The sequence below is a fragment of the Paenibacillus sp. IHBB 3054 genome, assembly GCF_051594305.1.
Classification (GTDB): Bacteria; Bacillota; Bacilli; order Paenibacillales; family Paenibacillaceae; genus Paenibacillus_AQ.
In genome coordinates this window covers 14,935-37,707 of record NZ_JBOFBG010000054.1, presented here as the reverse complement: position 1 = coordinate 37,707, position 22,773 = coordinate 14,935, and the positions used below count along the sequence as shown (strand labels likewise).

Here is a 22,773-nt window from a genome sequence, read left to right as displayed (position 1 = left end):
GTAAAGCGTTGATAAATCAAGGAAAATCCTATCTTCTTCCCACATCTTTCCCACATTATAATCCATTAAGCAGTTCCTCAAACTTTTCTGGAGCCTCTGTTTTTAGTTTTTTGGTTACATGTAAGTAAATAGCTTTGGTTATTTCGTCATTTTTATGACCTAGCCGCTCTTGTATTACTTCAAGCGCTATTCGGGCTTCTGCCAACAATGAAACATGTGTATGTCTTAAAGAATGAGGAGATAGATCTTCGGACAATCCAGCGAGTTTAAGAAAATCCTTCATTCTACTGCGCATTCGTCCAGCCGTTATTTGGTAACCTGGAAATGTCCGAGTATTAATAAAAACAAATTCACTTTTTTCAAAATATTTAATTCTGGTTGACATTTTGTATTGTCTTTGCCAAGATGCTTGAGCATCAAATTTAGAAATGACATTCGTAGTTATGCTGATTTTTCGAATAGAGGATTTTGTCTTTGGGGTTTCTATGACTATATCTGTTGTTTTTGTGCCTTCTACAAGAGTTTTTGTAATAGAGAGATGTTTTTTAACTTTGTCTAGATCCCTCCATTTTAATGGGCAGAGCTCACCAATTCGCAGTCCGGTGTATGCAAGTACATAAAAGAAATGATATTCCTGTTCGGTACCGTGTTCTTGGATTATTCTTAAAAAATGGACTAGCTCCTCTTTCTCCATGTAGTTAGGTATTTCAATTTCATTTTCTAATTCTTCAACAGTTTTAGGGTAGCTAGGTATTTCAATACCTACACTTGGATTTAATTTTATAATTCCGTTTTCCATTGCATAATTGAAAACCAGCTTACATGAAACTTGAATACTCTTGATGTAGTTTTCTTTTAACCCAATTGTTCCGTCCTTTTTTATGACGAATTTCAGTGAATTTAAAAATTCTTGATATTGTTTCTTTGTAATGTCTTGAATTTTTATGAATTTAAAATGGATACGAGCGCGTTTAAGATATCTAGTTCTTGCAGTGACTGTTCCGCCTTTCTTATTTTTGGCACTGAATGACTTTAAAAAATCAGTACAACAATCGTCAAAAGTAATGAGTTTCTTTTCAACAAAAGTTTTGTTTTGAAGCTCTTCCTTAATTTTAATCCCTGCAGTAAAAGCTTCCAGAGCTGTAGCGAATGGATCAGATTCTTTTTGCTTTCGCTTACCCGTTTCTGGATTAATAATGTCATAGCGAAAACGGAACACACCGCCTCTTTCACGTACCCCGGGGTACTTGATATCTTCTGGTGGTTTTTTTGGTTTTCTTGGCATTCTCTATTTCACCTCCTTTCAAAAATTAATCATTTAAAATTTAGCGTTTGGAGGAGACATGTACCATACCATTTTTCCCATAATTCTAAGACTGTCCAATTCAGGTGAAGTGAAATTTTGGGCAACGTGGTCTGGATTGTAACTGTCTGGCTCCAGGACAACAGTATTATGTAGTTTGAAGAATCGCTTAAGCGTTGCTTCATATCCATTTACCTGTACAGCCACAACGTCACCATTCCCGACGTCTTCACCATTGTATGGATCAATAAGCGCGTATGCCCCATTAGGAACGACTTTATTCATACTATCTCCATTTACACGAAGAAGAAATGCATCTGGATACCAGCTCCCTACATCCTCAGGAATTTCTATGTATTCTTCTACCGGGATTGCTTCAAGAGGCATGCCAGCTGCAATTGATCCGTAAAGGGGAACTGAAATAGATGTAGCCTTAACCGGAATAGCGCCTTCTGGTAAAGAAGATTTTTTATATTTATCATCAACGAAAATTAAGGGATTTACTTGGAATAATTCCGCGATTGTTTTTAAAACTGGAAGCTTGGGCGAAAGTTCGCCACTTTTCCAACGTCCAATAGTTGAACGATTCACTTTTAATCGTCTCGCCAATTCTGCATCCGTGTATCCACTTTTTTCTGCTAATTCCGAGAAAACTATGCTAAAAATGTCCATTTTGATACCTCCTGAAATTAATATACAACAATAAGGTGTTTTTCGCAACAATTTTGTTGCTGAATAGCCACTTAAATAATAAACGAATTATTGTTGTTGCAAAACAGCAACGTTTGTATTAGGATTGAGGTACGCTAGGAGGTGAAGTCATGGAATCCAAACAGACGAGATACGCCGAATTAGCATACATCAGAAGAGTTGTGAAGAAGTTTTCCGCTCAAGAGATGGCTGATTTGCTTGAGGTAAATAAAGAAACGTACCTCAGATCAGAAAGGGGGGATAGAGACATCACTCTTGAAGAAGCGGTGAAAATAGCCCAGAAATTTAATATGACTTTGGTTGACGTTTTTCCAAAATTTTTTGTTAATAATGTTGCTGTTTAGCAACAAAGAGGGGGATTATCTTGGAGAGTGTAAACTTACCAGAAATTTGCACACCGGATGAAGTTGCAGATTATCTCAATGTTGCACGCAGCACCGTATATGCATGGTGTCAATCAGGAGACATTCCAAGCATAAAGTTGCGTAAAGTACGTCGAATTAGGAAAGCTGCTTTAATGGAGTGGATTGCTGAAAAGGAGAGGGCGAGCTACGGTTCTGAGGTGTAGCCCTCTATGACCCATCATAACCAATCATCTAAAATTTATGCAAATCGGAGGATGAAAGCAGGGATGGCAAGTAAGAAGGCAATAGAGAACATGGCGCTTAAAACCGGATCAATTGTTGTTTTCAAAGGACCGTGGTCAAAAGAACCTGCTGACGTTCGTTGGGTGAGACGAAAAACGATGTATTCACGATTGCGAAACAGAAGAAAGCGGCTCGAAAAGGGAGAGGGGATAATGTGCACGACGAACAACAAGTAATTGACCAAGCAGCAGAACAGTATGCAATTCGGGTAACGCTTCAATCCTGCCTAGATGCTGGAGCTCCGAGGGAGCTACTGCAGCAAATCATCGCCATGTACCGCCGGCACTACGCTGGAGACAAGCAAATGCAATCATTCATCAATGACATCGAGGTTCGCTATATTACTTCGCTCTAATTCGACGATATTCGTCGCTTTGAAATCCTTCGTCCGAATTACGGACGATACACGGCGAAAGGGGGAGACACCATGAACAATCAACCGACTATTTTTAATCACCCTGAGTTCGGGGAGGTTCGTACCATTGATCTTGCGGGAAAAACTCACTTTGTTGGTAATGACGTAGCGAAATCTCTTGATTATGTCAGACCCTATGAAGCTGTATCTGCTCACTGCAAGGGGGCGGTAAGTTACCGTGTCCTTACATCCGGTGGCGAACAGGAAGCGAAGGTCGTGCCGGAAGGAGATGTATACCGTTTGATCGTCAAAGCTGCTGACCAATCCCGCAGTCAGGCCATCAAAGCCAAGGCCGAGCGATTTGAACGCTGGATTTTCGAAGAAGTGCTCCCATCAATCCGGAAGACAGGCATGTATGCTGCAGACGAGCTTCTGGATAATCCAGATCTGCTCATTGAGGCAGCAACCAAACTGAAAGAGGAACGGGCGGCCCGTCGGGCGCTTGAAGTGAAGGTCGAAAAGGACAAACCGAAGGTGCTGTATGCCGAATCGGTCGAGGTATCTTCCACAACCATCCTGATCGGCGAGCTAGCAAAGTTGCTGAAGCAGAATGGCATTGATATCGGCCAGAACCGGCTGTTCAAAGTGCTTCGCAGTCGCGGATTTCTTGGTACGAAGGGTGATTACTACAACATGCCGACTCAGCGAGCTATGGATTTGGAACTCTTCGAGATCCGCAGCAGAACCATTAACAACCTAGACGGCAGCAGCCGTATTACCCGGACAACCAAAGTCACCGGCAAGGGGCAGATTTATTTTATCAATAAATTCAAAGGCGAGGGATGGTCATGAAAGACGCCAAGGAGTGCCGTTATCAAATGCGTTGTTGGCTTGAAGCCAGCAAAGACGCGAGAATGCGGGGAGATGAAACTAATGAGCAGCATGCAATTAGGATGTTCCGAGAATACCGCGATGAACTGCTTGCGATCTGGAGCAGTCCGGGAGAAGTCGCCTTGCAGTGTGGATAATCTGTGGATAAACGAAAAACAGCCCAACGGGTTAGGAGCCGTGGACTGTAGCTTAAAAAAACATATTACGGACAGTTTATCAGTGATCGGAGGAAAAAGCAATGAAAACAGCAGATAAGGAGAAATTTGTCATCGTCGGTACCTGTGCGGACCAATACTGCCGCCGGGTGATCTTGTCCGGGCAATCGGTCGTGCGTTATGGAAATACGCTTTGCTGCAATTATTCATGTCTTAATCAGCACATGTTCGGTGGCGGACGCCGTGGTTAGCTTTGGGTTTGATCCTGTTCCGAAGCCCAAGCATAAGCGAAATAATCCCACTGCGAAGCAGCGTGGAGCAATCAGTAAGGAAGTATATGCAGCGGCGCTGGAGAGATCCGGCGGTCGCTGTGAACAGTGTGGAAGCACGGAAGGTCTGCAATGCGCCCACCTGGTGCGCCGCTGGCAGATCGAGGGTAAAACTACCGTCAATGATGTTGCCATGCTCTGCGGTCCCAGCGTCAACAGTGGTACATGCCACCATTACGTGGATTACACTGCAGGCGGGAAACAGTGGGCAATTAACAAGAGAGAGGAATTGTATTCCCGGGCTTTCCCGGAAGTTCCGGGAAATTCCCATAACAACAAGGAAGGCGTTGCCGATGGCTGAAAAAAGAATGCTCTCGAAGGTGATTTCAATATCGGAAAAGGTCAACGAACTGCCTGATATATTCGATATGCTGCTTTACACCTGGATGATCCCTCATGCGGACGATTTCGGACGCCTGGCGGGTTCTCCGGGCAAGATCAAGGCTTTGGTTGTGCCGATGTTGGACAAGTCCATTAAGGATATACGCGACTCCCTGCTGGTTCTAGACGTTCAAGGGCTGATTCTGTGGTATGAAGTTGACGGCGAAAGAGTCATCCAGATTCAGCAATTTGAGAAGCATCAACAGGGATTGCATAAGCGAACACGCTCTAAATTCCCTGACTTTCCGGGAAGTTCCGGGAATGTCCAAGAAATTCCCTCTGAACTGAACAGAACTGAACTGAAGGGAACTGAAGAGAAGGGAACAGAACAAGAACAGAACGGAACTGAACCAGTCATCGAGGCTTCGCCCGATTCCGCAGAAGATGAATACCTTTTTGGTGGTGGTCCTCTTCCATCGGTTCCCGATGCTTTTAGGATGTTCGAAAATGAAGGATTCGGCACCATCAGTGATGTGATCAAAGATCAAATAAATGATTTCATCAAGGATTATAGCGCACGTTGGCTCTGTGAAGCGATGAAAAAGGCTGTATTGGCTGGAAAACGGAATTTAGGCTATGTGCAGGGCATTCTCAAGCGCTGGAAGGCTGATGGCATTGACGAACCTTGGACCAAGGACAAACCACCTGAGCAAACAGGTAACAGAGGCAACCGTGGTGGTCACAGTGGCAAGCAGCATATTGAGATTACGAAAAACAATCTCACGCCGCCTACTCCGGAGGAAATTGCGGAGCATGAAAGACTGATGGTGGAGCTGAGGGCCAAAAAGGAAGCGGAAGAGAAAAAACGACAAGAGAAACGGGATAGAGGGGAGGGACCGAACCATTGAGAACGATGTGCTCAGTGCCTTCCTGTAGATTAGACGCCACAACCACATGGACGACCGTTCCGGTGTGTCAACACTGCCGGGATATTATCTTTCAGGAACAAATCGAATATTACAAAGGCAAACTCCAGGAGTATGAGCGGTGCCGTTACATCCGGATCCGTCACATGACTCCGCTCTGGCCGATACTCAAGCGGGAGCTTATGGCCTATGGTTGATCAGAACGGATGGCTGACCCGCTCCGAAGCATCAGCTTGCGGGAAACCAATCTATATCACCGGTGGCCCCGGATGGCGCCCAGCACGGCCTGAGGGATGGATATTCCTGCCCCGCTTCCGCTGCGCTGAACTGGGGGCGCATGTTGCGGCAGGCGAGCAACCAGCAGCTTACCTACATGTTTCAAAGGCTTTCCCGCCTCACAGTTACGCTCCGCTGTATGCCCGGAGCCCTGAGCAAATCGATAGGAACCGGTTGACGCTCGGCGAGCTGGCTGAAGCGGAGCGGGAAACATGATTCTGGTGTGCTTGGAGTGCGCAGCTGATATGCAAGAAATCAAATCGAATGTCTACCGTTGCCCCTGCTGCGGATGGGGAGCGGAGCAATTAACCATAAGCGAAGGGGATGATCATTTGGAGTCATTACCTCAAGATGTTCAGCAAGCATGGAATATTGTTGCGAAATACCTGGACGATCGGCCGGAGTTCTCGTTTTCCATATCTGCTTGGTATAACTGCGGAGAGCCGGACGAAAGAGCTTCATACAGCATTGAGACTTTTGAAGGAGAGCAAATCAAAACGGTTGTCGCCGCTGCTGTGTTACGCGAGAAGAACGGTCCCGCTCCGGCCGCAGGCCATCGAGAAGACCGCATTGCCCAGCCGGCAGGCGAGGGCCGACCCTTCATTTCATCCTCTAACAACAAAGGAGGGATATAATGCGCAAACACAAAAGACGGAACCAGAAGAAATGGTTCAGGATCGTTGCTCAGAATGTCCATCAAGGAAAGACAGTTTCACGTTTCCACGCTCAGAGATTGGTTGAAAGTGTCCAACTGTTTGCAGATAACCAATATCACAACGTCTTCCGCCCTTGGTGGTATGAGCAACTGGATAGCAATCCAAAGCTGGACCTCGTAACCGAACACAGACGGCACTTCAAGGATGTCGAGCAGAAACTCATTGAAATGACGGGTATTGCTGCGGATGACTTCAACCAAATTGCCGCCTCTCTGAAGCGATCCACACCAAGAAAGCCGAGAAAGCGCAAGGAGAAGCCGCGGCAGCCAGCTCGGAAGCTGAAACAACCTGAGGAATTCAAAATACGAATGATGAACGGGGAGTTACAACCAGTAATCGGCGAGAAAGTGTTCACTATCGGCAATCATGATTTTTTAATCCACCTAACGGAAGGTAAGTTTTTCGACTTCTGGACCGTTTCAGACGTTGCTACCGGAACCAAAGTGTACAGCCATGAACGGTATAAAGAGGCTGTCAGAAAGGCCAGGGAGATCATCACAGAGCATTATGACTCTTACGTGATCCTGATATCTAAGCTTAAGGGGGACGGAGTTATTGAAGGGGAGGCGGCAAAGGCATGAAGGCTATAACCATAAAACAGCCCTGGGCAACGCTGATAGCGCTCGGCGAGAAACGTTTTGAGACCCGCGGCTGGCAGACAAAATACCGTGGTGAACTGGCGATCCATGCTGGCAAGCAGGTGGACCGTGACGCCTGCCTCGAACCTGAAATCAAAGCGGCATTAGTCAGGAACGGAATTTTAAGCATAAGCATGCTGCCTACTGGCTCTGTAATAGCTACAACCATTCTCAAAGACTGCATTCGGTCCGCAGAGACATGGACGGATGGATACATCCTCGAAAACGGAGAGCGAGTGTATTCCCCAGAATATGATTTCGGCGATTTCACCCCTGGCCGTTACGCCTGGGATTTGAGGGATGTAAAGCAACTCCCGGAGCCGGTCCCGGCAAAGGGTCAACTCAGTCTCTGGAACTGGGAAGGAGGCAGCAGCTATGAGTGAGGCAGGAAAAGTTTCCTTACCCGGCATGACACCAGAACGGCAAGAAGGGATCAAACGTGATGCACAAGAAGAATCCGAAACAATATACGGAAATTGCTCAGCCAACATAACGAATATTGAACTTTTGGAGTTGTTGGCTGCTCTAGAAGAGGCACAACAACAACTGGTTAATATACAACCCACACTGGAGGCAGAGCGTGCTCGGGGAGACAAATGGGAAAAGGCTTTTGATAATGCTGATCGGCAGTATCTCAAACAGGAAAAGGCCGCGGCAGACATCAGACGGCAGCTGGCAGAGGCACAACAGACCATAGCCCGGCAAAGCGCAGCACTCGGATGGTATGAGCTCGGCAAGCCGGATCTGGCCCGTGCTGCCATGGGGGAGACACAGCCATGACACAGGTACAGACAATGACCACCCCTGAGCTTAACCGGGCGCTGGCGGTATTGATGGGGTACACCGAGGATAAACGATACCCCGGAAGGGTGATTAAAGGTACCGCAGTTACAATGCCCAAGGACTTCTGCACCGACCCTGCTGCCTCTCTAGAGGTACAGGAAAAGGCTACAAGAATTGATGCCGGCGGATATATACAAAATCTTCTTACTGTCATGTTCGGAGAGACAGTATACGAAAGAGAATTTTCAAATCGACTGCTTGACTTCATGACTGCGGCGAAAATTAATAACTCCACTCCCCGTCAGAGGGCAGAGGCGGCATATATCACGCTACGGGAGGCGAAATAGCATATGTACTACTTACGCAAGGAGCCGGAGGCGAAGACGCTGCCGGAGATACGCAAGACTGACGGAACAGTGATACCAGAGAGGCCATATATGAGCGATGACCGCGCGGTCTACAAGCATAGTGATTTTGCACGCTTCTATCGTGGTTCATTCACAGGGCTTGATGGGCGGCATCAGGGAATGAAAGTGTACACATGCAAGACTCTTAAACGAATCCTTGAGCTGAGACAGTCCACGCTCAGTTCCACAAATGAGATGTTTGATGTGTATGACGAGAACGGTAAAGTTGAGCTTCCCAATGAAGGAGGAGTTACAGAATGACCAGAAAAGTTGAAGCAAGACACGACACGGCAGGAAATCTTATTAAGGAATATGACGTTTTGAAGGATGAAGAGACTGGAGAAATGGCTTTGGTTGTCCATGCGGAGAATAAAGCAGGTGTAAGTGGCCTTGCAGTTCAGAATACAATCATCGGTCTCGGGGATTGGCTGGATGTCTATCCGGATAGCGTCTGGACGATCGTTGGTAACGCAGGAACTTCAGCGCCGCAGAATTGAAGCAAACTATACGATAGGTGGAGGGTTCAATGGAGCAATGGGTTATCGTTAATCTACAAGGCGAATATCTGAAAAAAGTAATCAATTCACTTTCTGAGGAGTATACAACTGACCTCAGCCAAGCTTTGAAATTCGGCAGTAAACGTGCAGCGCAAAAAGAATGTGATGTCTTTGAGGGAGTGCGGCAAATATCTTAGTGCGCATTTCGACGATGCCAGGAAGTAAGGATGTGATTCGATGGGTACGTTTTGGACGATCGTCATAATCATCATCTTAATAGTCGCTTTTGGAGTTGTAGTGATTACAGACGACCTCAACTGGTTTGATTAGCGCAACGCATACAGGGACAGAGAGGGTATACAGCCCTCCTCTCCCCGCACATAGTACATTGAAAAATCGAAGGGATGATAAAAATGGAAGAATTAAAGGTTGCCGAGGAAAAGGGACTCCAGGATGTGTATGTGTACCAAATTTGCGAGTGTGATGCGGTGGCCGCTTACTCTGTTGAAGAAGCGAAATCCTTCTATACAGAGCTTACGGGAGTAAAAGATGATGAATTGTACGCTGACGATGATGTAGAGATTATTTCTCCTGAGTCTAAGGTGCGCAACAGCGAAGAAGACGATGAATTAATTTCTATTCAAGAAATCCTGGAGAAGCACTGGGAAGGCGAACCGTTTATTGTTTGTTCGACAGAGTGGTAATGCACTGAAGATACCAACTATTAAGGGACAGAGGCGGGTATAGCAGCCCTCCTCTCCCACTAAGGGAGGATATAAGCATGGATCAAAATATTAAGTTTGAACCCGGAGACAGTGTCAAGTTCGGAGAACAATGGTGCAAGGATCACAACTCCGAACATCTTAAAGGAAAAATAATCATGATGACTCCTCAGTGGTTTGAGTATGATGACGATTTTGGTGGTGGTTTACAGCAATGCGCCGGAATGCTTGAAGAGGGAAGTGAAGAGCCGGATAGCATCTACCATTTGTTCGGCAATAATTTTGAATATTTTTCGGACTGCGAACTTATCAAGGGATCTGAAGAGGACAAAGTGGCATACAACAAAATCATTAAAGATGCTGAGGAAGCACAAGCCAAAATGTGGGAGGAAGCCCAATGACACAAACACCGAGGGACTGGCAAAAGGATATGGATATGTGCAAGGCACAGGAAGGCGATCAATGGTACAACAACGGCAACCGACTGGAAGAGTACGACAGATTGACTGAAGAAGGATGCCGTCCAATAGCAGAGTTCGAGCGAGAAGAAGAGGCTGCGTTTGCTGCTGAATGTCGCGAAGCCCTTCCCTACTGGCTCCAAGAAGCCAAGATATACCAACAATCCTATGAGGCGACTTTGACACACTACACAGCCGAGAAAGCCCGTGCAGACGATGCAGAGATATGGCGAGACAAAGCCTATAACAAGGTCGGCCACCAAGCCCAAGAGATATTAGAGTTACGGACGGCGCTGAGGGAGTCAGAGGCCCGGGAACAACGGCTGAAAAAGCTGCTAGAGAAAATTGACGATGAAACCAGGGATGAATGGATAGGAGTGATGATAAAGGAACTTTTATCCACCCTATACCCAGATACCCCAGCACAGGAGGTAGGCAATGACGAAACGTGAACCATTCTTCACAGGTTACAAACCACAATTTCATTTCCGATCAGAGGAAAATAAGACTGAATTGACCAAAGGAGTTTTGGTCAAACGGTTACTTGAAATAGCAGCACAGAGCATTACGCCAAAGAACGACATTCCAGCATCAGACAAGGAGGATGCCAAATGAAGACCAAATACACCTATCTCGAAGTAGAATCCATAGAGAACGACTATGACGAACAAGTGCCGTTAAAAGTCATCGTAGAGAACGTTAATAGGGACTTTCACCAAGGAGCGACAGTGCGAACAATCAATTCGGTCAGATATGTAATCCAGAGAGTCAACAACTTTGCCGACGAGTGGAAGTGGAATCTGGAAAAGAAGTGGCTGCAGTCCATTGATACCCCAGCACCCAAGGAGGGCGAATAGATCATGATTGTAAAACAAGGAAACACCTACTGGGGATATGAAGGAAAAAGAGAAGTGCAGCGCAGAGTGAATCTGATCGAGACGCGGAGCAGCGGCACTCAATACGTCCATTGGACCGGCATAAAGAAAGACGGCAGCGAGGGAAAGAAGGCATGGGCGGAAAGACGGAAGTTCTCAGAATGGGCCAGAGGCTTGTTTGAGGAAGGAGATAACCAATGACACTCACAAGGGAAGAGATAGAGAAGAAATGGGATAGATCACCGTCATGGACTCGTGATGAATGGATTTCAGAAGTGATCTTTAATCAACCAGTCAAAAATGTTCCGTGGATAGGGAAATACGTAAAAGACGAAAAGACTGGTCATGAATACGTTCTCCCGTGCTATTCAACAAACATTTCTGCTGCATGGACAGTTCTGAATAAAACAATCGAAATGGGCATGGAGATAAACGTAGGATTCTACCAGAAATGGGATTGCGCTCTTGATTACCACGGCACCCAGTGGAATGAACAGGCGGACACAGCGCCAGAAGCGATATGCAAGACGGCTCTGCTTGCTGTACTTGGCTTATAACGGCCGTCAGGCCTCCGATTCGACCGCACTACTCAGCGTAGCGGAGTCCGACACAGGTCTGGTACTTAACTTATAAGGGGGCAGAGACAACTGCTTGGTTGTTAAATTACCGGAAATTAAGGAATTTGGTTGTTACGCTAATTTACCCCAAAGGGAGAGGATACACGATGATAAGAGTAACTGGTAAAGCAAAATTGATAGTTAATTATGATGTTGAACTGGATATGACAGAAGAAGAATTTGATAGTTTATCCGAAAGAAAGCAAAACGAAGTATTGGATGATGCTATTGATTGGATAGAAGTTTGCCGTAACGCTGATGTGGATGAAATTGATGTTGATGACTTGGTAGAGGTATAAGGGGGAGAAGAGGATATGAGCCAAAAGCAATTATATCGAATCATCGCACAAACCAATGAACTAACTGTGACTGCCGAAACCAGCAAGGAATTGACGGCTGAAGAAGCCCGGGAGGAAGCGATCAAGCATGTGCTTAGTCCAACGGGGCAATACAACAATCATATTCTGCAGCCGATCGGAACGTTGAATGGTTGGAAATACGGACACATCAACTTCTGCCCGCGGTGCGGCAAAAATATCAGCAAGGAAATGGGCGACAGTTCGGATATGGTCAACAACATGCAGGAATTTTATTGCCCTGAATGCGAGGCTGAAGTCTATGTCCATATCAAACGGACGGTAGAAGAGCGGGAAAATGAGTATTTGGCCGAAGGGCTCCGAGACGCGACCGAATAACCCAGCGCAGCGGGGGCCGGATAAGGTTTACATAATCTGGCTCCCCATAAAGAAAGGAACAACAAACCTATGACAAATGAAGAAGCAATCCACGCAATCAAATGCAACTATCCACATGAGCGTTATACGATGCTGCGGGAAGCACTGGACATAGCAATGTTGCTGCTGGCTGCTGAATCTAAACCTATGATCAATTGGATAAAGTATGACCCGGCTAATCCGCCGAGTGCTGAAATTGGTGGAGCAGAGTATTTAATATCCAGCGGTCACAGCGTTGAAGTTGGTATATGGCTAGATGACGAATGGTTTTCAAATGGAGATATGGGAATGGGGCATTCAGAGGTCACTCACTACGCCCATATCAACCTACCAGGGGAGGATACAAGATGAAATTGGATAAAGTAAGATGTTTTCTTAAATCAGGCGCAGTAATTGAGGTGGTTTGCGGAAAATGGGGGTTTGTTTATGATGATGAATCTCTTGAGTTTATCGGATACGAATTCATTGGGATAAAAGGATACAAAAAGGTGAGTATCGTCCCGAGCCAAATTGCAGCATACACTGTTGAGGATTATTTAGATGAGTAACGGGCTGCTGATATTCATCGCCGGGCTTGCTGTCGGACAAGCTGCATTATTAGTGGCGTTGCTATTCTTTCACAATACAGAAGGTGAGGCATAAAAATGGTCATATTTTTTTCAATCGTAGTTGGAATCTCTTTGCTTGGATCTATAAGCGAAGCAGATCGGAATAAATCAGGTAGTCAAAACATGGCGGCTATATGTGTTGCGGGTATTCTAGCAATCATTGTTCTGAAAATATGGAATTAGAATGAGAGTGCATGAGGTTAAAGCAGCGTTAGAAGCTGGATCCCGACACTTTACAATCCATAAATCTACAGAAATAGCCGAAATACTCGCCTTCGGGAACGGCTGGGTCCGGTACAAGACGCCATCTATGAGGTGGTTTATATCAACCAATATTAAGATGTTCGCAATTGGCGTTGATAGCGTGTATAAAGCGCCAAACTGATTTATTTATGGCCGGAGGCCTTCGAGACCGACCGAATTACCCAGCGGAGCGGGGGCCGCCTGTCTATCATTTAATCATACTACAAGGAGGCATAATAACTCATGATCATCAAGACAACTCAAAATCTGATTTCACCATTTGGAAGTATTGTCTCTGGAGCTTCATTCAGAGCGAATCGGGAGCGGGACGGATACCGCATCACATTCGGAGAATATAACGGAATCTATGTTCCCGGAAATTCCGCTACGGTGCTTAGCGATGTCCAGCTTGACGAAAACGGCAATCGCCGACGCGGTAGCAGATATGACTGACACCAGCCTGCTCACAAGCTACGAGGACACTAAGTCAAATCTCAACAAGAAGATAGCCATTTTAGAGAAACAGCTTGAACCACTCAAGGAGAAGCTGGCAGCCGCAGGAGACAAGCAGGAGCGGGACACCATACGGCAGCAGATGCAGCCTATCAAGCTGGAGAAGAACGCCATAGCAGCCAGCGTAAGCGATTTGGAGTACAGTATCGAATGGATGCAGACTGGATATCCTCCAGGCTACCGCAGGCCCATGGAGCGTCGCAGTATATCACAACGGACAAAGGTATGGGATCCTCAATGGATGGAGTACCTGACGGCATATGAATTTGAGTTCGAGCCCGCAGAGGTAGGCCGGCCACTTACCATGGAAGAGGAATGGAAGATCGAGGATGCCCTGCGGAATCTATCGGAGCGGGAGCGGCAATGCTACGTGCTGCATCATGCGATTGGGATGTCTTTGCAAAGCATCGCAAATGAAATGGATATCAAGAAGGGGTCGGTACAGGTAATGCTGCGGCGGGCAGATCAAAAGATAGATTACAACAAAGCAAATAACCTATTCCTACTATGTATGTAATTCTTGTCTTACGGACGCCACCTATAGGTATAAGCTATAAATAAACTATTATTAATAGGTTTGTGACGGGTGGGAGTCGCTGAAAAGCGGCTCTTTTTAGCTGTAGACCAACGGAAAGGTTGAGATCAATGGACTTCCGTATGAACTTCAATGACGGTGTAAAAGTCAAGCTGACCGAGTATGGCGAGCAGATATTGAGAAATCGACACGAAGAGTTGAACCTGCATTATCTTGAACGCGGGGTTAAGGATATCGGACCTTATGTATCGAGGGCAGATCCTGAAGGATACACCAGTTTTCAAATATGGGGACTTATGCAGGAGTTTGGTCCACATATGTCGATCGCTAAGCCTGAGCCCTTCAAGGGAGAAATGATCTTCTTTGATGGAGAACCAATAAGCGGAGAGGATGAAGGAGATGTTTAATCGAACATGCCAAGCCGCTGACTCATGAAGCCATGGGCAAAGAAGTTCTATGCTTCGAAGGCATGGAAGACATGTCGTTTATCTTATATATCCAAGGTCTTCGGATTGTGTGAGCGTTGCGGTAAGCCTGGTAAGATAGTCCATCATACTGTTTACTTGACTCCCGAGAACATTAACGATCCGCGTATAAGCCTGAACCATGAAAAGCTTGAGTATGTATGTCAGGATTGCCACAACCAAGAGCATCATGGCAGCGCTGAACTGTTGATCGAGCCCGGCCTGATGTTTGACCCTGGGGGAAATCTGGTCCAGTCCCCCCCTTAAAATATTTTTAAATTTTATTTTCTAAGACCGATGTGCCCCATTCAAATAATGCACAGGTCGTTCCTATAGGGGGTGTGGTATCCCAGAGAGAGAGAGGGAAGGAGAATGGCGAAAAATGAGACAAACGCAGAGCGGTCCAAGGTTGAACGTATTGATGCAGAGATCAAGCGATTAACACGACTTTTGACCGGAGTAGATCCGAAAACGAAAAAGATCGTTGATTCTCTCATTAAGAACGCTGCTTTTATGACTATTCAACTTAATGAGCTGCAGGATACGATCAATGCAAACGGAGCCGTGAGCGAGTATCAGAACGGCGAAAACCAATGGGGGACTAAAAAATCACCAGAGGTCGAAATTTATAACACGATGATAAAAAATCATGCTTCCATCATGAAGCAATTGACGGACCTGAGGCCGAAGGCGCCGCCTAAGTCTGGGGACGATGGTTTTGAAGGATTCGTGAATAACCGATGAGCGCCGCGCCTGCTTTGCGAAAACAGTACCCACTAGCGTACAATCCAATACTTGACTATTGGGCGCGAATTGAATCAGGGGAAGAGGTTGTAAGCAATAAGGTTCGGCGTGTATACCAGAAGCTGGCTGCCGATGTTTATGACCAGAATTCCGAGTATGAATTCAGCGCTAAACATGCCAACCATGCCATTGAGTTCATTGAGAACTATTGCAAACACAGCAAGGGCAAATGGGGCGGCAAGCCAATCGATCTGGAGCTCTGGCAACATGCCTTTTTGGCTGCGATATTCGGATTTATCCATAAAATTGACGGCACCCGCAAGTATCGCGAGGTGTTTTTAGTCGTTGCTCGTAAAAACGGTAAATCCACGATTGCTTCCGGGATTGGTCTTTACCTGCAAGTGGCGGACGGCGAGCCTGGTTCTGAGGTGTATGCGGTCGCTACGAAGAAGGACCAGGCGAAACTGGTTTGGATGGAAGCGAAGCGCATGGTTAAAAAGTCACCTTCACTGCTGCGTCGTATCAAGCCTTTAGTCGCTGAGCTGGTTTGTGACTGGAATGACAGCACGTTTAAACCACTCGGGTCTGACTCTGACACTTTGGACGGTCTGAACGTTCATGGCGCATTGCTGGACGAAATCCACGCATGGAAGGATAAAAACCTGTACGACGTCATTGTGGATGGTACGAGTGCGAGAGAGCAGCCCTTGCTGATTATGATCACAACGGCCGGCACCGTCCGGGAAGCGGTCTATGATCTGAAGTACAATGAAGCTGAAATGGTTCTGAATGGATTCGGAGATCCGGACGGTTATAAGGATGAGCGTTTCCTGCCAATCATTTATGAATTGGATGACCGCAACGAATGGACTGAGCCTGGTGCTTGGCCCAAGGCGAATCCGGGTCTTGGTACGATTAAGAAGGTCGATCAGCTTGAAACGAAAGTCAACAAAGCTAAAGCTAATGCGATGCTTGTTAAAAATCTGTTGACCAAGGATTTTAATGTAAGGGAGACAAGTTTTGAAAGCTGGCTGACATTCGAGGATATCAACTGCATGGATACGTTTGACATGGAAGATATCCGTGATTGCTACGCTGTCGGTGGAGCTGACTTATCTAGCACAACGGACTTGACCTGTGCGACGCTGCTGATGATGAAAGGAAGTTCGGATAACGTTTATGCTCTGCAGATGTATTTTCTGCCTGAAGAGCTTGTGGAGAGCCGAAGTAAAGAGGATAAGATTCCATATGACATATGGGCTGAAAGAGGCTTGCTGCGGCTATGTACTGGTAACAAAGTTAATTACTCAGATGTAACTGCGTGGTATCTGGAAATGGTCAATGATTACGGAATTCGTCCGATATGGTGCGGTTATGACCCATGGAACAGCCAGTATTGGGTTCAGGAGATGATTGATCATGGATTTGACATGGTTGTTGTAAGGCAAGGTTCGCAGACACTATCCCAGCCAATGAAAGAGATGGGGGCAGACCTTGGTGCGAAGCGCATCAACTATAACAATAATCCAGTCCTGAAATGGTGCTTAACCAACACTAGCGTCAAGACGGATGAGAACGGAAATATCCGACCAATTAAGGGCAAGAATCAGAGACGGCGCATCGATGGCGCGGTCTCTTTGCTTATTGCATATACGGTGTTATTCAATAACCTGAACGATTACAAGTCACTCATTTAATGGGAGAGGGGGTGAGCATTTGAAAGAAAAACGGTCATTATTCAAGATGATCTTTGGTACGTCCAGGCAGCCACCGCAGCAACAAACATATATGCAAATGCTGAATAGCTCCCCGAACTTCTATGATTTTTCCGGTGAGTCTTATGATAGCGATACGGTTCGTGCCACAGTAGATGCTTTTGCCCGAAATGTCGGCAAACTCAAAGCGAAACATATCCGGCGAGTAAACGGTGAAGTGCGGAATACGAATTCCGAGATTGAATGGCTACTCCAGGTGCGACCCAACAAGTTCATGAATGCCTACATTTTCTACTACCGGTTGGCTACCCAATACTTGATGTCAAACAATGTATTTGTCTGGATCCGACGCAAGCCTGGGAGCAATGATGTCGAAGGGTATTATCCTTTGGTCTCTTCTGGTGTAGAACTGTTGGATGTTGCTGGGGAGATGGTCGTGAGGTTTCGCTTTTATGACGGCAAAGAGTACCTTGCTCCTTATGAAGACATCATTCATTTGCGCAGGTTCTACTTTAACAATGACATGTTCGGAGAATCCAACCGGAAAGCTCTAACTCCGATATTGAACCTTATTTCTGTTACCAATCAGGGTATCGCCAATGCCGTAAAAACGTCCGCATTCCTCCGAGGAATTCTCAAGTTCACTGCGATGCTTAAGCCGGAAGACATGAAGAAGCAAACGGATAAGTTTGCTGAAGATTATCTATCAGCTGCTAATAATGGCGGTATTGCGGCGACAGATTCCAAAGCAGAATACCAGGAACTCAAGTCAGATCCGAAGATGATCGATGACAGACAAATGTCGGCTATGGAGAGCAAGGTGCATGGCTACTTTGGAACCAATGAGAAAATCGTTAAATCAGATTATTCAGAAAGCGATTGGGGAGCTTACTATGAATCGATGATCGAGCCGTTTGGTTTGCAGATGGCCTTGGAATTCACAACTAAAACATTTAGTGGAAGAGCTCAAGGACATGGAAATGAGATTTTATTCGAATCCAATCGTTTGCAATATGCCAGTAATGATACGAAGGTCAAGATCATCGAAACTCTTGTCGATCGAGGCATGATGAGCATTAATCAAGGGCTAGAAGTGTTTAATCTACCACCGATTGAAAATGGTGATAAGCGCATCATGAGCCTGAATTTTATCGACGCAGAGATGGCTAATGATTATCAGCTAGGCAAAGTTAAATCCAAGACAGCCGGCGGGGGAGGTGAGGAAAAGTGAATGTAATGGAGAAGCGGGAGCTGCCGGACTACAAAGTTGAGCTCCGCGAATCAGAAGATGGAGTGAGGACAGTTACTGGATATGCAGTTAAATGGAATGCATTATCTCAAAAGCTAGGATATTGGCGCCGTTTCCGTGAGCAATTCACGAAAGGCGCCTTTTCTAATGCTCTGGTCACTTTTGATCAAAGGGCGCTGTGGAGTCACGACACAAACCAAGTGCTTGGACGAACCAAGAACGGTACGCTGCGGCTTACCGAGGATGATATTGGTTTGCGCTTTGAGATTGATCTGCCTAACAGTCCGATGGGTGATAATGCCTATGAATCAATTAAACGTGGCGATGTCGACGGTGTGAGCTTCGGCTTTCGGCAAAAGGTTGAGGAATGGGACGAGAATGACCCAGACAATATTATCCGGACAATAAAGGAAGCTGAACTGTTCGAAATCAGTCCAACGGGGTTCCCCGCCTATGAAGAAACCGAAGTGGCTGTCCGAAGTCAACAGGACCCGTACAAGGCATATAGCGATGATAAGCTACGCCGAAAAAAACTTGCATTAAAAACACTTTGTTAAATCGAGAGGGGACAATTAGATGAATCGTTTGCAACAAATCCAAGCACGTTTAACTGAAATTCGTGCGGCTATCGACACTGCAACAGAGGCGGAAATCACAACGTTTGAAACTGAAATTCGAGATCTGAATGCCGAGAAATTACTGATTGAAAAGCGAGAGGCATTGAAAGGCGGAATACCAACTACCGAGGTTAGATCATTTGAAAATCCCGAAAAGCCAGAAGAACGATCCGAGGAAGCGGACGTAACAAAAACACTGGAATACCGTCGTGCGTTCATGGATTTTGCTAAGACTGGTAAAATGTCAAAGGTTCTAGAGGAACGAGCTAACGCAGTAACTACTGTAACTGAAGCAGCAGCGGTTGTACCAACAACTATTCTGGATGAGATGATTAAGAAGATGACCTCCTACGGTCAACTCTTCTCCCGGATCCGTAAGTTGAATATCAAAGGTGGCGTGGAAGTTCCGATTCTTACGCTTAAGCCAGTAGCTAACTGGATTGGTGAGGGCACATCTTCTGATCGTCAGAAAGTAACAGCCAATACGAAGGTATCCTTTAGCTATTTTGGCCTTGAATGCAAAGTGGCTATTTCTTTGCTTGCTGAAACTGTAACATTGGATAGTTTCGAGACAACAATTATTGATTTGATTGCTGAGGCAATGGTAAAGGCAGTTGATATTTCAATCATCAAAGGTTCAGGAACAGGACAACCAACAGGCATTCTAACGGATACCCGTATTCCTGCCGCGAATAAAGTTGATCTTACAGAAGCTGAAGCGGGTACCTGGGCTGCATGGAAAAAAGAAGTGTTTGCTAAGATCCCTTTGGCTTATCGTGCGGGTGGTTCATTCATTATGGCAGCGGGCACATTTGAGACATATATCGACGGCATGGTTGATAAAAACGGACAACCTATCGGGCGGGTAGATAGCGGGATTACAAATGGACCGCAAGAACGTTTTAGCGGTCGTGAAGTGATTTTGGTAGAAGATGATGTCATTGCACCATTCGACGCAGCTGCTACAGGTGATGTTATCGCAATATTCTGCAAATTGAGCGACTACGCAATCAACAGTAATCTCCAGATGCAAATGTTTCGTTGGCTTGATCATGATACGAACCAATGGGTAGATAAAGCCATCCTCATTGCCGATGGTAAGATTCTTGATCCGAATGGAGTCATTGTTGTTAAGAAGGCTGCGACAACACCGTAAGGAGGTAAAACCGAATGTATAAAGTTATCCTGGGATTTTATTCTGAATCGGAAAATAGGCGATACCGAGTAGGTGACGTCTTTAAAGGAAGAAAGAAAGAACGCATCGATGAGCTTGTTGAGCAGGGCTTGATTGAACCTCAAGAAGGCGATGGGGTGGTTACAGATGACGATGCTGGTAAGCGTAAAGACGGCCCTGAGGATAAGCTTGAGTAATACAACCTTCGACGAAGAGGTCAATGATCTGATTGCTGCGGCTAAAGGTGATTTGCAGCTATCAGGCGTTGCGGTCGAAAAAGTGGAAGATGAAGAGGATTCACTCATCCGTAGGGCCATTACAGTGTATGCAAAAGCAAATTTTGGGTTTGATAACCCAGATGCAGAGCGGCTGCAACAGTCTTATGACATGATTAAGATGCACTTAACTCTCTCAATTGAATACACGCCTCCCAGGGAGAGTGATTCCCCATGATGTGGCGTGATGTTGTTGATTTGATTCCAGTGATACCGAAAAAAAACACCTACGGCGAGGAGGTTCCGGAAGATGGGCCTCCTCGTACTGTGTTTGCGAACAAGAAATCGGTACGACAATCTGAATTCTATCAAGCTTTCGCAGCGGGTCTCCGTCCTGAGCTGGTCTTAGAAGTCAGGGGAATGGAATATGCTGATGAGCCGAAGCTGCGCTATGCTGATGTAGATTATTACATCATCCGTAGTTTCAGCAAAAACGGCGAAATCATGGAACTGGTTTGCAGCCGGTACCCGATGGAGGGATAGCATGGCTCGAAATGAAACTATTATCGGTATGCGTGAGTTGGAGCGATCTTTCCAGCGACTCGGCAAGGTTCCTCAGACTGTAGCTACTAAGGCGGCCAGGGCAGGGGCGAAAATCGCATTTAAGGCGACAAAGGCAAATGCACCGGAGGATTCAGGTGAGCTGAAGCGCGGCCTTGTGATGAAGCCGGAGCGGCGTGTCAAGGTTGGGAAGAAGGTCTATGACATCATGATGGACCCGGCCAAGAATGACATTTTTGCTAAGGTGTCCAAATCAGGTAAACGATCATATTATCCTGCATCTCAAGAGTACGGTTTTATGACTGTAGACGGTGGCTACATTCCTGGTTATCGGTATATGCGGCGCGGTTTAACGGAGCATGCACGGACCATATCTAAGGCAATGGTGGACGAGGGAAGTAAAGCCGTAGACAAGGCACTGAACGCGAGGTGACGCAATGAACTTTGAAGAAGCACTGACCTTTGAGCTGGAGACGATTCCCGGATTTGTGGGAAAGGTGTTTCCTGGATTTATTCCGGGGAAGTCCGTTCCTTACATCGCCTATATCTCCAGTGATGGGCAGAGAACGAAATCGCTTGGTGGTTACATGAGCAGTCGCCGCGTGCCGGTTGAACTGAACATTGTGGCCAAGCGGTATGAAGAATTGAAGCCGTATATTAGCGCTGCTGTGGATGTGCTTGTGAGTTTCGAGGGCAGGCAGATCGGTGAAGCAGGTCCTCATATTCAAGAGTTGATCTATGAGCCACCAGTTGAACTTTATGAGGAAGCGCCCAAGCTGTATCGAGGCGTTATTGATTTTTCAGTTTATTTTTAGGAGGAGATCCATTTGGCAAAACGTGCAGTAGGTACGAAACTGCTAATCGGTACAGTACCGGTAGGCGGGTTGACGTCCATCGGCGGCATTGAAAAGTCAGCAGACACCTTGGACACCACGACACTCGATAGTGACGGAGGATACCGGACGTTCACTGGTGGTTTTAAAGATGGCGGTGAAGTGTCGTTGTCGGGTTACTTAGAGCCGGACGACGCAGGACAGGTGGCTATGGACACTGCATTTGAAGCTGGAGGCACGCAAGCCTTCAAAATAGTTTTTCCTGCAGAGCTTGGGGCGAGTTGGGAGTTTAACGGTGTTGTAACAGGATTCAGTACCGGCGCGGAGCTGGAGGAGCTAGTAAGTTTTGAATCTACGATTAAAGTCTCGGGAAAACCAAACCTAGTCATAGCGCCTTAATCATTAAAAATATACGAAATGGCCGGTTGTAATCATCCGGCCTATTTTCTGTGGGAGGAATTATTTGTGAGTGCTGAAGATAAAAACGACGTGGTAATCATTGAACTGGACCGTCCGCGGGAATTGAGATACGGACATAAAGCGGTCAAAAAAATGTTGGCACATTCGGGAACGACGATTGAGGACATTGACATTGAAAATATTGATCTTGAGGAACTCGAAAGATATATCTATTTCGGCTTGTTAACGGATGCGGCAAAACACGGAGAAACCTTGGAGCTTAGTCAGATGGAAGATTTACTTGACTATGCTCCGAATTATGTCCATATCACTGAAAAATTGACCGAAGCGCTGAATATTGCGTTTGGCGGATTTGAGGTACCGGAGGGAAACCCGAAGGCGCCGGCGGGGCAGCCGGCAAATGGAACTGGCAAGAATCCTTAAGTTCCGCCATTGATATCGGCATTCGTATTTCTGATTACGACGAGATGACGCCACATGAGCTTAATCTTCACATTGCTGCTTACAACAAGCGTAATGCA

The 22,773-nt window shown here is 46.1% G+C and carries 45 protein-coding genes; 43 read left to right on the top strand and 2 right to left on the bottom strand.

What is annotated here, in order from left to right:
* Nucleotides 1–55 precede the first annotated feature (55 nt).
* Both ACQ76X_RS33245 and ACQ76X_RS33240 read right to left on the bottom strand, forming a co-directional pair.
* The gene (locus ACQ76X_RS33245) at nucleotides 56–1,285 is read right to left on the bottom strand and encodes a tyrosine-type recombinase/integrase (protein WP_438498070.1); all 1,230 of its coding nucleotides are present in this window, start codon (nucleotides 1,283–1,285) and stop codon (nucleotides 56–58) included.
* A gap of 33 nt (nucleotides 1,286–1,318) precedes the next feature.
* Nucleotides 1,319–1,975, bottom strand: coding sequence for a LexA family protein (locus tag ACQ76X_RS33240; RefSeq protein WP_438498069.1), 657 nt, complete (start codon nucleotides 1,973–1,975; stop codon nucleotides 1,319–1,321).
* 149 nt (nucleotides 1,976–2,124) lie between these two features.
* Here ACQ76X_RS33240 and ACQ76X_RS33235 point away from each other — a divergent pair, with 149 nt between their 5' ends.
* From ACQ76X_RS33235 to ACQ76X_RS33025, 43 genes are all read left to right on the top strand, one after another.
* Nucleotides 2,125–2,358 (top strand): helix-turn-helix transcriptional regulator, encoded by a 234-nt coding sequence (locus ACQ76X_RS33235; protein WP_438498068.1) that lies wholly within the window; start codon nucleotides 2,125–2,127, stop codon nucleotides 2,356–2,358.
* A gap of 20 nt (nucleotides 2,359–2,378) precedes the next feature.
* Entirely contained in the window at nucleotides 2,379–2,582 is a 204-nt protein-coding gene (locus tag ACQ76X_RS33230) for a helix-turn-helix domain-containing protein (protein WP_438498066.1), read from the top strand.
* Between the two features lie 233 nt (nucleotides 2,583–2,815).
* A complete protein-coding gene (locus tag ACQ76X_RS33225; RefSeq protein WP_438498065.1) occupies nucleotides 2,816–3,016 on the top strand; it encodes a hypothetical protein in 201 nt (66 codons plus the stop codon).
* A gap of 72 nt (nucleotides 3,017–3,088) precedes the next feature.
* Nucleotides 3,089–3,868, top strand: coding sequence for a phage antirepressor KilAC domain-containing protein (locus ACQ76X_RS33220; protein WP_438498064.1), 780 nt, complete (start codon nucleotides 3,089–3,091; stop codon nucleotides 3,866–3,868).
* A complete protein-coding gene (locus tag ACQ76X_RS33215) occupies nucleotides 3,865–4,044 on the top strand; it encodes a hypothetical protein (RefSeq protein ID WP_438498062.1) in 180 nt (59 codons plus the stop codon). The genes ACQ76X_RS33220 and ACQ76X_RS33215 overlap by 4 nt, the downstream gene beginning before the upstream one ends.
* Nucleotides 4,045–4,145: 101 nt before the next feature.
* Nucleotides 4,146–4,313 (top strand): hypothetical protein, encoded by a 168-nt coding sequence (locus tag ACQ76X_RS33210; protein ID WP_438498061.1) that lies wholly within the window; start codon nucleotides 4,146–4,148, stop codon nucleotides 4,311–4,313.
* Nucleotides 4,306–4,692 carry a hypothetical protein gene (locus tag ACQ76X_RS33205; RefSeq protein ID WP_438498060.1) on the top strand — a complete coding sequence of 129 codons (387 nt, stop codon included), beginning with the start codon at nucleotides 4,306–4,308 and terminating at the stop codon, nucleotides 4,690–4,692. Before ACQ76X_RS33210 ends, ACQ76X_RS33205 begins: the two co-directional genes overlap by 8 nt.
* Entirely contained in the window at nucleotides 4,685–5,620 is a 936-nt protein-coding gene (locus tag ACQ76X_RS33200) for a DnaD domain-containing protein (RefSeq protein ID WP_438498059.1), read from the top strand. Before ACQ76X_RS33205 ends, ACQ76X_RS33200 begins: the two co-directional genes overlap by 8 nt.
* A gap of 207 nt (nucleotides 5,621–5,827) precedes the next feature.
* Nucleotides 5,828–6,130, top strand: coding sequence for a hypothetical protein (locus tag ACQ76X_RS33195; RefSeq protein WP_438498058.1), 303 nt, complete (start codon nucleotides 5,828–5,830; stop codon nucleotides 6,128–6,130).
* 29 nt (nucleotides 6,131–6,159) lie between these two features.
* Nucleotides 6,160–6,549 carry a hypothetical protein gene (locus tag ACQ76X_RS33190; RefSeq protein WP_438498056.1) on the top strand — a complete coding sequence of 130 codons (390 nt, stop codon included), beginning with the start codon at nucleotides 6,160–6,162 and terminating at the stop codon, nucleotides 6,547–6,549.
* Nucleotides 6,549–7,211, top strand: a complete 663-nt coding sequence (locus ACQ76X_RS33185) for a hypothetical protein (RefSeq protein WP_438498055.1) — start codon at nucleotides 6,549–6,551, stop codon at nucleotides 7,209–7,211. The genes ACQ76X_RS33190 and ACQ76X_RS33185 overlap by 1 nt, the downstream gene beginning before the upstream one ends.
* Complete coding sequence (locus tag ACQ76X_RS33180; protein WP_438498054.1) at nucleotides 7,208–7,651, top strand: ASCH domain-containing protein; 444 nt, start codon at nucleotides 7,208–7,210, stop codon at nucleotides 7,649–7,651. Before ACQ76X_RS33185 ends, ACQ76X_RS33180 begins: the two co-directional genes overlap by 4 nt.
* A complete protein-coding gene (locus tag ACQ76X_RS33175) occupies nucleotides 7,644–8,048 on the top strand; it encodes a hypothetical protein (protein ID WP_438498053.1) in 405 nt (134 codons plus the stop codon). Before ACQ76X_RS33180 ends, ACQ76X_RS33175 begins: the two co-directional genes overlap by 8 nt.
* Nucleotides 8,045–8,398 (top strand): hypothetical protein, encoded by a 354-nt coding sequence (locus tag ACQ76X_RS33170; protein ID WP_438498052.1) that lies wholly within the window; start codon nucleotides 8,045–8,047, stop codon nucleotides 8,396–8,398. The genes ACQ76X_RS33175 and ACQ76X_RS33170 overlap by 4 nt, the downstream gene beginning before the upstream one ends.
* A 3-nt stretch (nucleotides 8,399–8,401) precedes the next feature.
* On the top strand, nucleotides 8,402–8,719 hold the full coding sequence (locus ACQ76X_RS33165) for a hypothetical protein (protein WP_438498051.1): 318 nt from the start codon (nucleotides 8,402–8,404) through the stop codon (nucleotides 8,717–8,719).
* On the top strand, nucleotides 8,716–8,955 hold the full coding sequence (locus ACQ76X_RS33160; protein ID WP_438498050.1) for a hypothetical protein: 240 nt from the start codon (nucleotides 8,716–8,718) through the stop codon (nucleotides 8,953–8,955). Before ACQ76X_RS33165 ends, ACQ76X_RS33160 begins: the two co-directional genes overlap by 4 nt.
* 29 nt (nucleotides 8,956–8,984) lie before the next feature.
* Entirely contained in the window at nucleotides 8,985–9,152 is a 168-nt protein-coding gene (locus ACQ76X_RS33155) for a hypothetical protein (RefSeq protein ID WP_438498049.1), read from the top strand.
* Between the two features lie 216 nt (nucleotides 9,153–9,368).
* On the top strand, nucleotides 9,369–9,659 hold the full coding sequence (locus tag ACQ76X_RS33150; RefSeq protein WP_438498048.1) for a hypothetical protein: 291 nt from the start codon (nucleotides 9,369–9,371) through the stop codon (nucleotides 9,657–9,659).
* A 77-nt stretch (nucleotides 9,660–9,736) separates the two neighbouring features.
* The gene (locus ACQ76X_RS33145; protein ID WP_438498047.1) at nucleotides 9,737–10,078 is read left to right on the top strand and encodes a hypothetical protein; all 342 of its coding nucleotides are present in this window, start codon (nucleotides 9,737–9,739) and stop codon (nucleotides 10,076–10,078) included.
* Entirely contained in the window at nucleotides 10,075–10,587 is a 513-nt protein-coding gene (locus tag ACQ76X_RS33140; RefSeq protein WP_438498045.1) for a hypothetical protein, read from the top strand. Before ACQ76X_RS33145 ends, ACQ76X_RS33140 begins: the two co-directional genes overlap by 4 nt.
* Entirely contained in the window at nucleotides 10,574–10,750 is a 177-nt protein-coding gene (locus tag ACQ76X_RS33135; RefSeq protein ID WP_438498044.1) for a hypothetical protein, read from the top strand. The genes ACQ76X_RS33140 and ACQ76X_RS33135 overlap by 14 nt, the downstream gene beginning before the upstream one ends.
* Nucleotides 10,747–10,992 (top strand): hypothetical protein, encoded by a 246-nt coding sequence (locus tag ACQ76X_RS33130; RefSeq protein WP_438498042.1) that lies wholly within the window; start codon nucleotides 10,747–10,749, stop codon nucleotides 10,990–10,992. The genes ACQ76X_RS33135 and ACQ76X_RS33130 overlap by 4 nt, the downstream gene beginning before the upstream one ends.
* A gap of 3 nt (nucleotides 10,993–10,995) precedes the next feature.
* A complete protein-coding gene (locus tag ACQ76X_RS33125; RefSeq protein ID WP_438498041.1) occupies nucleotides 10,996–11,211 on the top strand; it encodes a hypothetical protein in 216 nt (71 codons plus the stop codon).
* Nucleotides 11,208–11,567, top strand: a complete 360-nt coding sequence (locus tag ACQ76X_RS33120; RefSeq protein ID WP_438498040.1) for a BC1872 family protein — start codon at nucleotides 11,208–11,210, stop codon at nucleotides 11,565–11,567. The genes ACQ76X_RS33125 and ACQ76X_RS33120 overlap by 4 nt, the downstream gene beginning before the upstream one ends.
* Nucleotides 11,568–11,734: 167 nt before the next feature.
* On the top strand, nucleotides 11,735–11,926 hold the full coding sequence (locus ACQ76X_RS33115; protein WP_438498038.1) for a hypothetical protein: 192 nt from the start codon (nucleotides 11,735–11,737) through the stop codon (nucleotides 11,924–11,926).
* 15 nt (nucleotides 11,927–11,941) lie between these two features.
* Nucleotides 11,942–12,322 (top strand): hypothetical protein, encoded by a 381-nt coding sequence (locus ACQ76X_RS33110; protein WP_438498037.1) that lies wholly within the window; start codon nucleotides 11,942–11,944, stop codon nucleotides 12,320–12,322.
* A gap of 69 nt (nucleotides 12,323–12,391) precedes the next feature.
* The gene (locus ACQ76X_RS33105) at nucleotides 12,392–12,712 is read left to right on the top strand and encodes a hypothetical protein (RefSeq protein ID WP_438498035.1); all 321 of its coding nucleotides are present in this window, start codon (nucleotides 12,392–12,394) and stop codon (nucleotides 12,710–12,712) included.
* On the top strand, nucleotides 12,709–12,909 hold the full coding sequence (locus ACQ76X_RS33100; protein WP_438498033.1) for a hypothetical protein: 201 nt from the start codon (nucleotides 12,709–12,711) through the stop codon (nucleotides 12,907–12,909). Before ACQ76X_RS33105 ends, ACQ76X_RS33100 begins: the two co-directional genes overlap by 4 nt.
* Nucleotides 12,910–13,455: 546 nt before the next feature.
* Nucleotides 13,456–13,665: a hypothetical protein gene (locus ACQ76X_RS33095; RefSeq protein ID WP_438498032.1), complete on the top strand. Its 210-nt coding sequence runs from the start codon at nucleotides 13,456–13,458 to the stop codon at nucleotides 13,663–13,665.
* A complete protein-coding gene (locus ACQ76X_RS33090) occupies nucleotides 13,613–14,242 on the top strand; it encodes a sigma factor-like helix-turn-helix DNA-binding protein (protein WP_438498030.1) in 630 nt (209 codons plus the stop codon). The genes ACQ76X_RS33095 and ACQ76X_RS33090 overlap by 53 nt, the downstream gene beginning before the upstream one ends.
* Nucleotides 14,243–14,370: 128 nt before the next feature.
* Nucleotides 14,371–14,667, top strand: coding sequence for a hypothetical protein (locus ACQ76X_RS33085; RefSeq protein WP_438498029.1), 297 nt, complete (start codon nucleotides 14,371–14,373; stop codon nucleotides 14,665–14,667).
* A gap of 429 nt (nucleotides 14,668–15,096) precedes the next feature.
* Entirely contained in the window at nucleotides 15,097–15,468 is a 372-nt protein-coding gene (locus tag ACQ76X_RS33080) for a P27 family phage terminase small subunit (RefSeq protein ID WP_438498028.1), read from the top strand.
* A 14-nt stretch (nucleotides 15,469–15,482) separates the two neighbouring features.
* Nucleotides 15,483–17,165, top strand: a complete 1,683-nt coding sequence (locus ACQ76X_RS33075) for a terminase large subunit (RefSeq protein WP_438498027.1) — start codon at nucleotides 15,483–15,485, stop codon at nucleotides 17,163–17,165.
* Between the two features lie 19 nt (nucleotides 17,166–17,184).
* Nucleotides 17,185–18,414: a phage portal protein gene (locus ACQ76X_RS33070; protein ID WP_438498026.1), complete on the top strand. Its 1,230-nt coding sequence runs from the start codon at nucleotides 17,185–17,187 to the stop codon at nucleotides 18,412–18,414.
* A complete protein-coding gene (locus ACQ76X_RS33065; RefSeq protein WP_438498024.1) occupies nucleotides 18,411–18,989 on the top strand; it encodes an HK97 family phage prohead protease in 579 nt (192 codons plus the stop codon). The genes ACQ76X_RS33070 and ACQ76X_RS33065 overlap by 4 nt, the downstream gene beginning before the upstream one ends.
* Before the next feature lie 19 nt (nucleotides 18,990–19,008).
* Nucleotides 19,009–20,205, top strand: coding sequence for a phage major capsid protein (locus ACQ76X_RS33060; protein WP_438498023.1), 1,197 nt, complete (start codon nucleotides 19,009–19,011; stop codon nucleotides 20,203–20,205).
* A gap of 14 nt (nucleotides 20,206–20,219) precedes the next feature.
* Nucleotides 20,220–20,420 (top strand): hypothetical protein, encoded by a 201-nt coding sequence (locus ACQ76X_RS33055; RefSeq protein WP_438498021.1) that lies wholly within the window; start codon nucleotides 20,220–20,222, stop codon nucleotides 20,418–20,420.
* Nucleotides 20,413–20,676, top strand: coding sequence for a phage head-tail connector protein (locus tag ACQ76X_RS33050; RefSeq protein ID WP_438498020.1), 264 nt, complete (start codon nucleotides 20,413–20,415; stop codon nucleotides 20,674–20,676). The genes ACQ76X_RS33055 and ACQ76X_RS33050 overlap by 8 nt, the downstream gene beginning before the upstream one ends.
* The gene (locus ACQ76X_RS33045; protein WP_438498019.1) at nucleotides 20,673–20,981 is read left to right on the top strand and encodes a hypothetical protein; all 309 of its coding nucleotides are present in this window, start codon (nucleotides 20,673–20,675) and stop codon (nucleotides 20,979–20,981) included. The genes ACQ76X_RS33050 and ACQ76X_RS33045 overlap by 4 nt, the downstream gene beginning before the upstream one ends.
* Before the next feature lies 1 nt (nucleotide 20,982).
* Complete coding sequence (locus tag ACQ76X_RS33040) at nucleotides 20,983–21,432, top strand: HK97 gp10 family phage protein (RefSeq protein WP_438498018.1); 450 nt, start codon at nucleotides 20,983–20,985, stop codon at nucleotides 21,430–21,432.
* A gap of 4 nt (nucleotides 21,433–21,436) precedes the next feature.
* Nucleotides 21,437–21,814 (top strand): DUF3168 domain-containing protein, encoded by a 378-nt coding sequence (locus ACQ76X_RS33035; protein WP_438498017.1) that lies wholly within the window; start codon nucleotides 21,437–21,439, stop codon nucleotides 21,812–21,814.
* A 12-nt stretch (nucleotides 21,815–21,826) separates the two neighbouring features.
* Nucleotides 21,827–22,231, top strand: a complete 405-nt coding sequence (locus ACQ76X_RS33030) for a phage tail tube protein (RefSeq protein WP_438498016.1) — start codon at nucleotides 21,827–21,829, stop codon at nucleotides 22,229–22,231.
* Between the two features lie 66 nt (nucleotides 22,232–22,297).
* Nucleotides 22,298–22,675 carry a hypothetical protein gene (locus tag ACQ76X_RS33025; RefSeq protein WP_438498015.1) on the top strand — a complete coding sequence of 126 codons (378 nt, stop codon included), beginning with the start codon at nucleotides 22,298–22,300 and terminating at the stop codon, nucleotides 22,673–22,675.
* Nucleotides 22,676–22,773 lie beyond the last annotated feature (98 nt).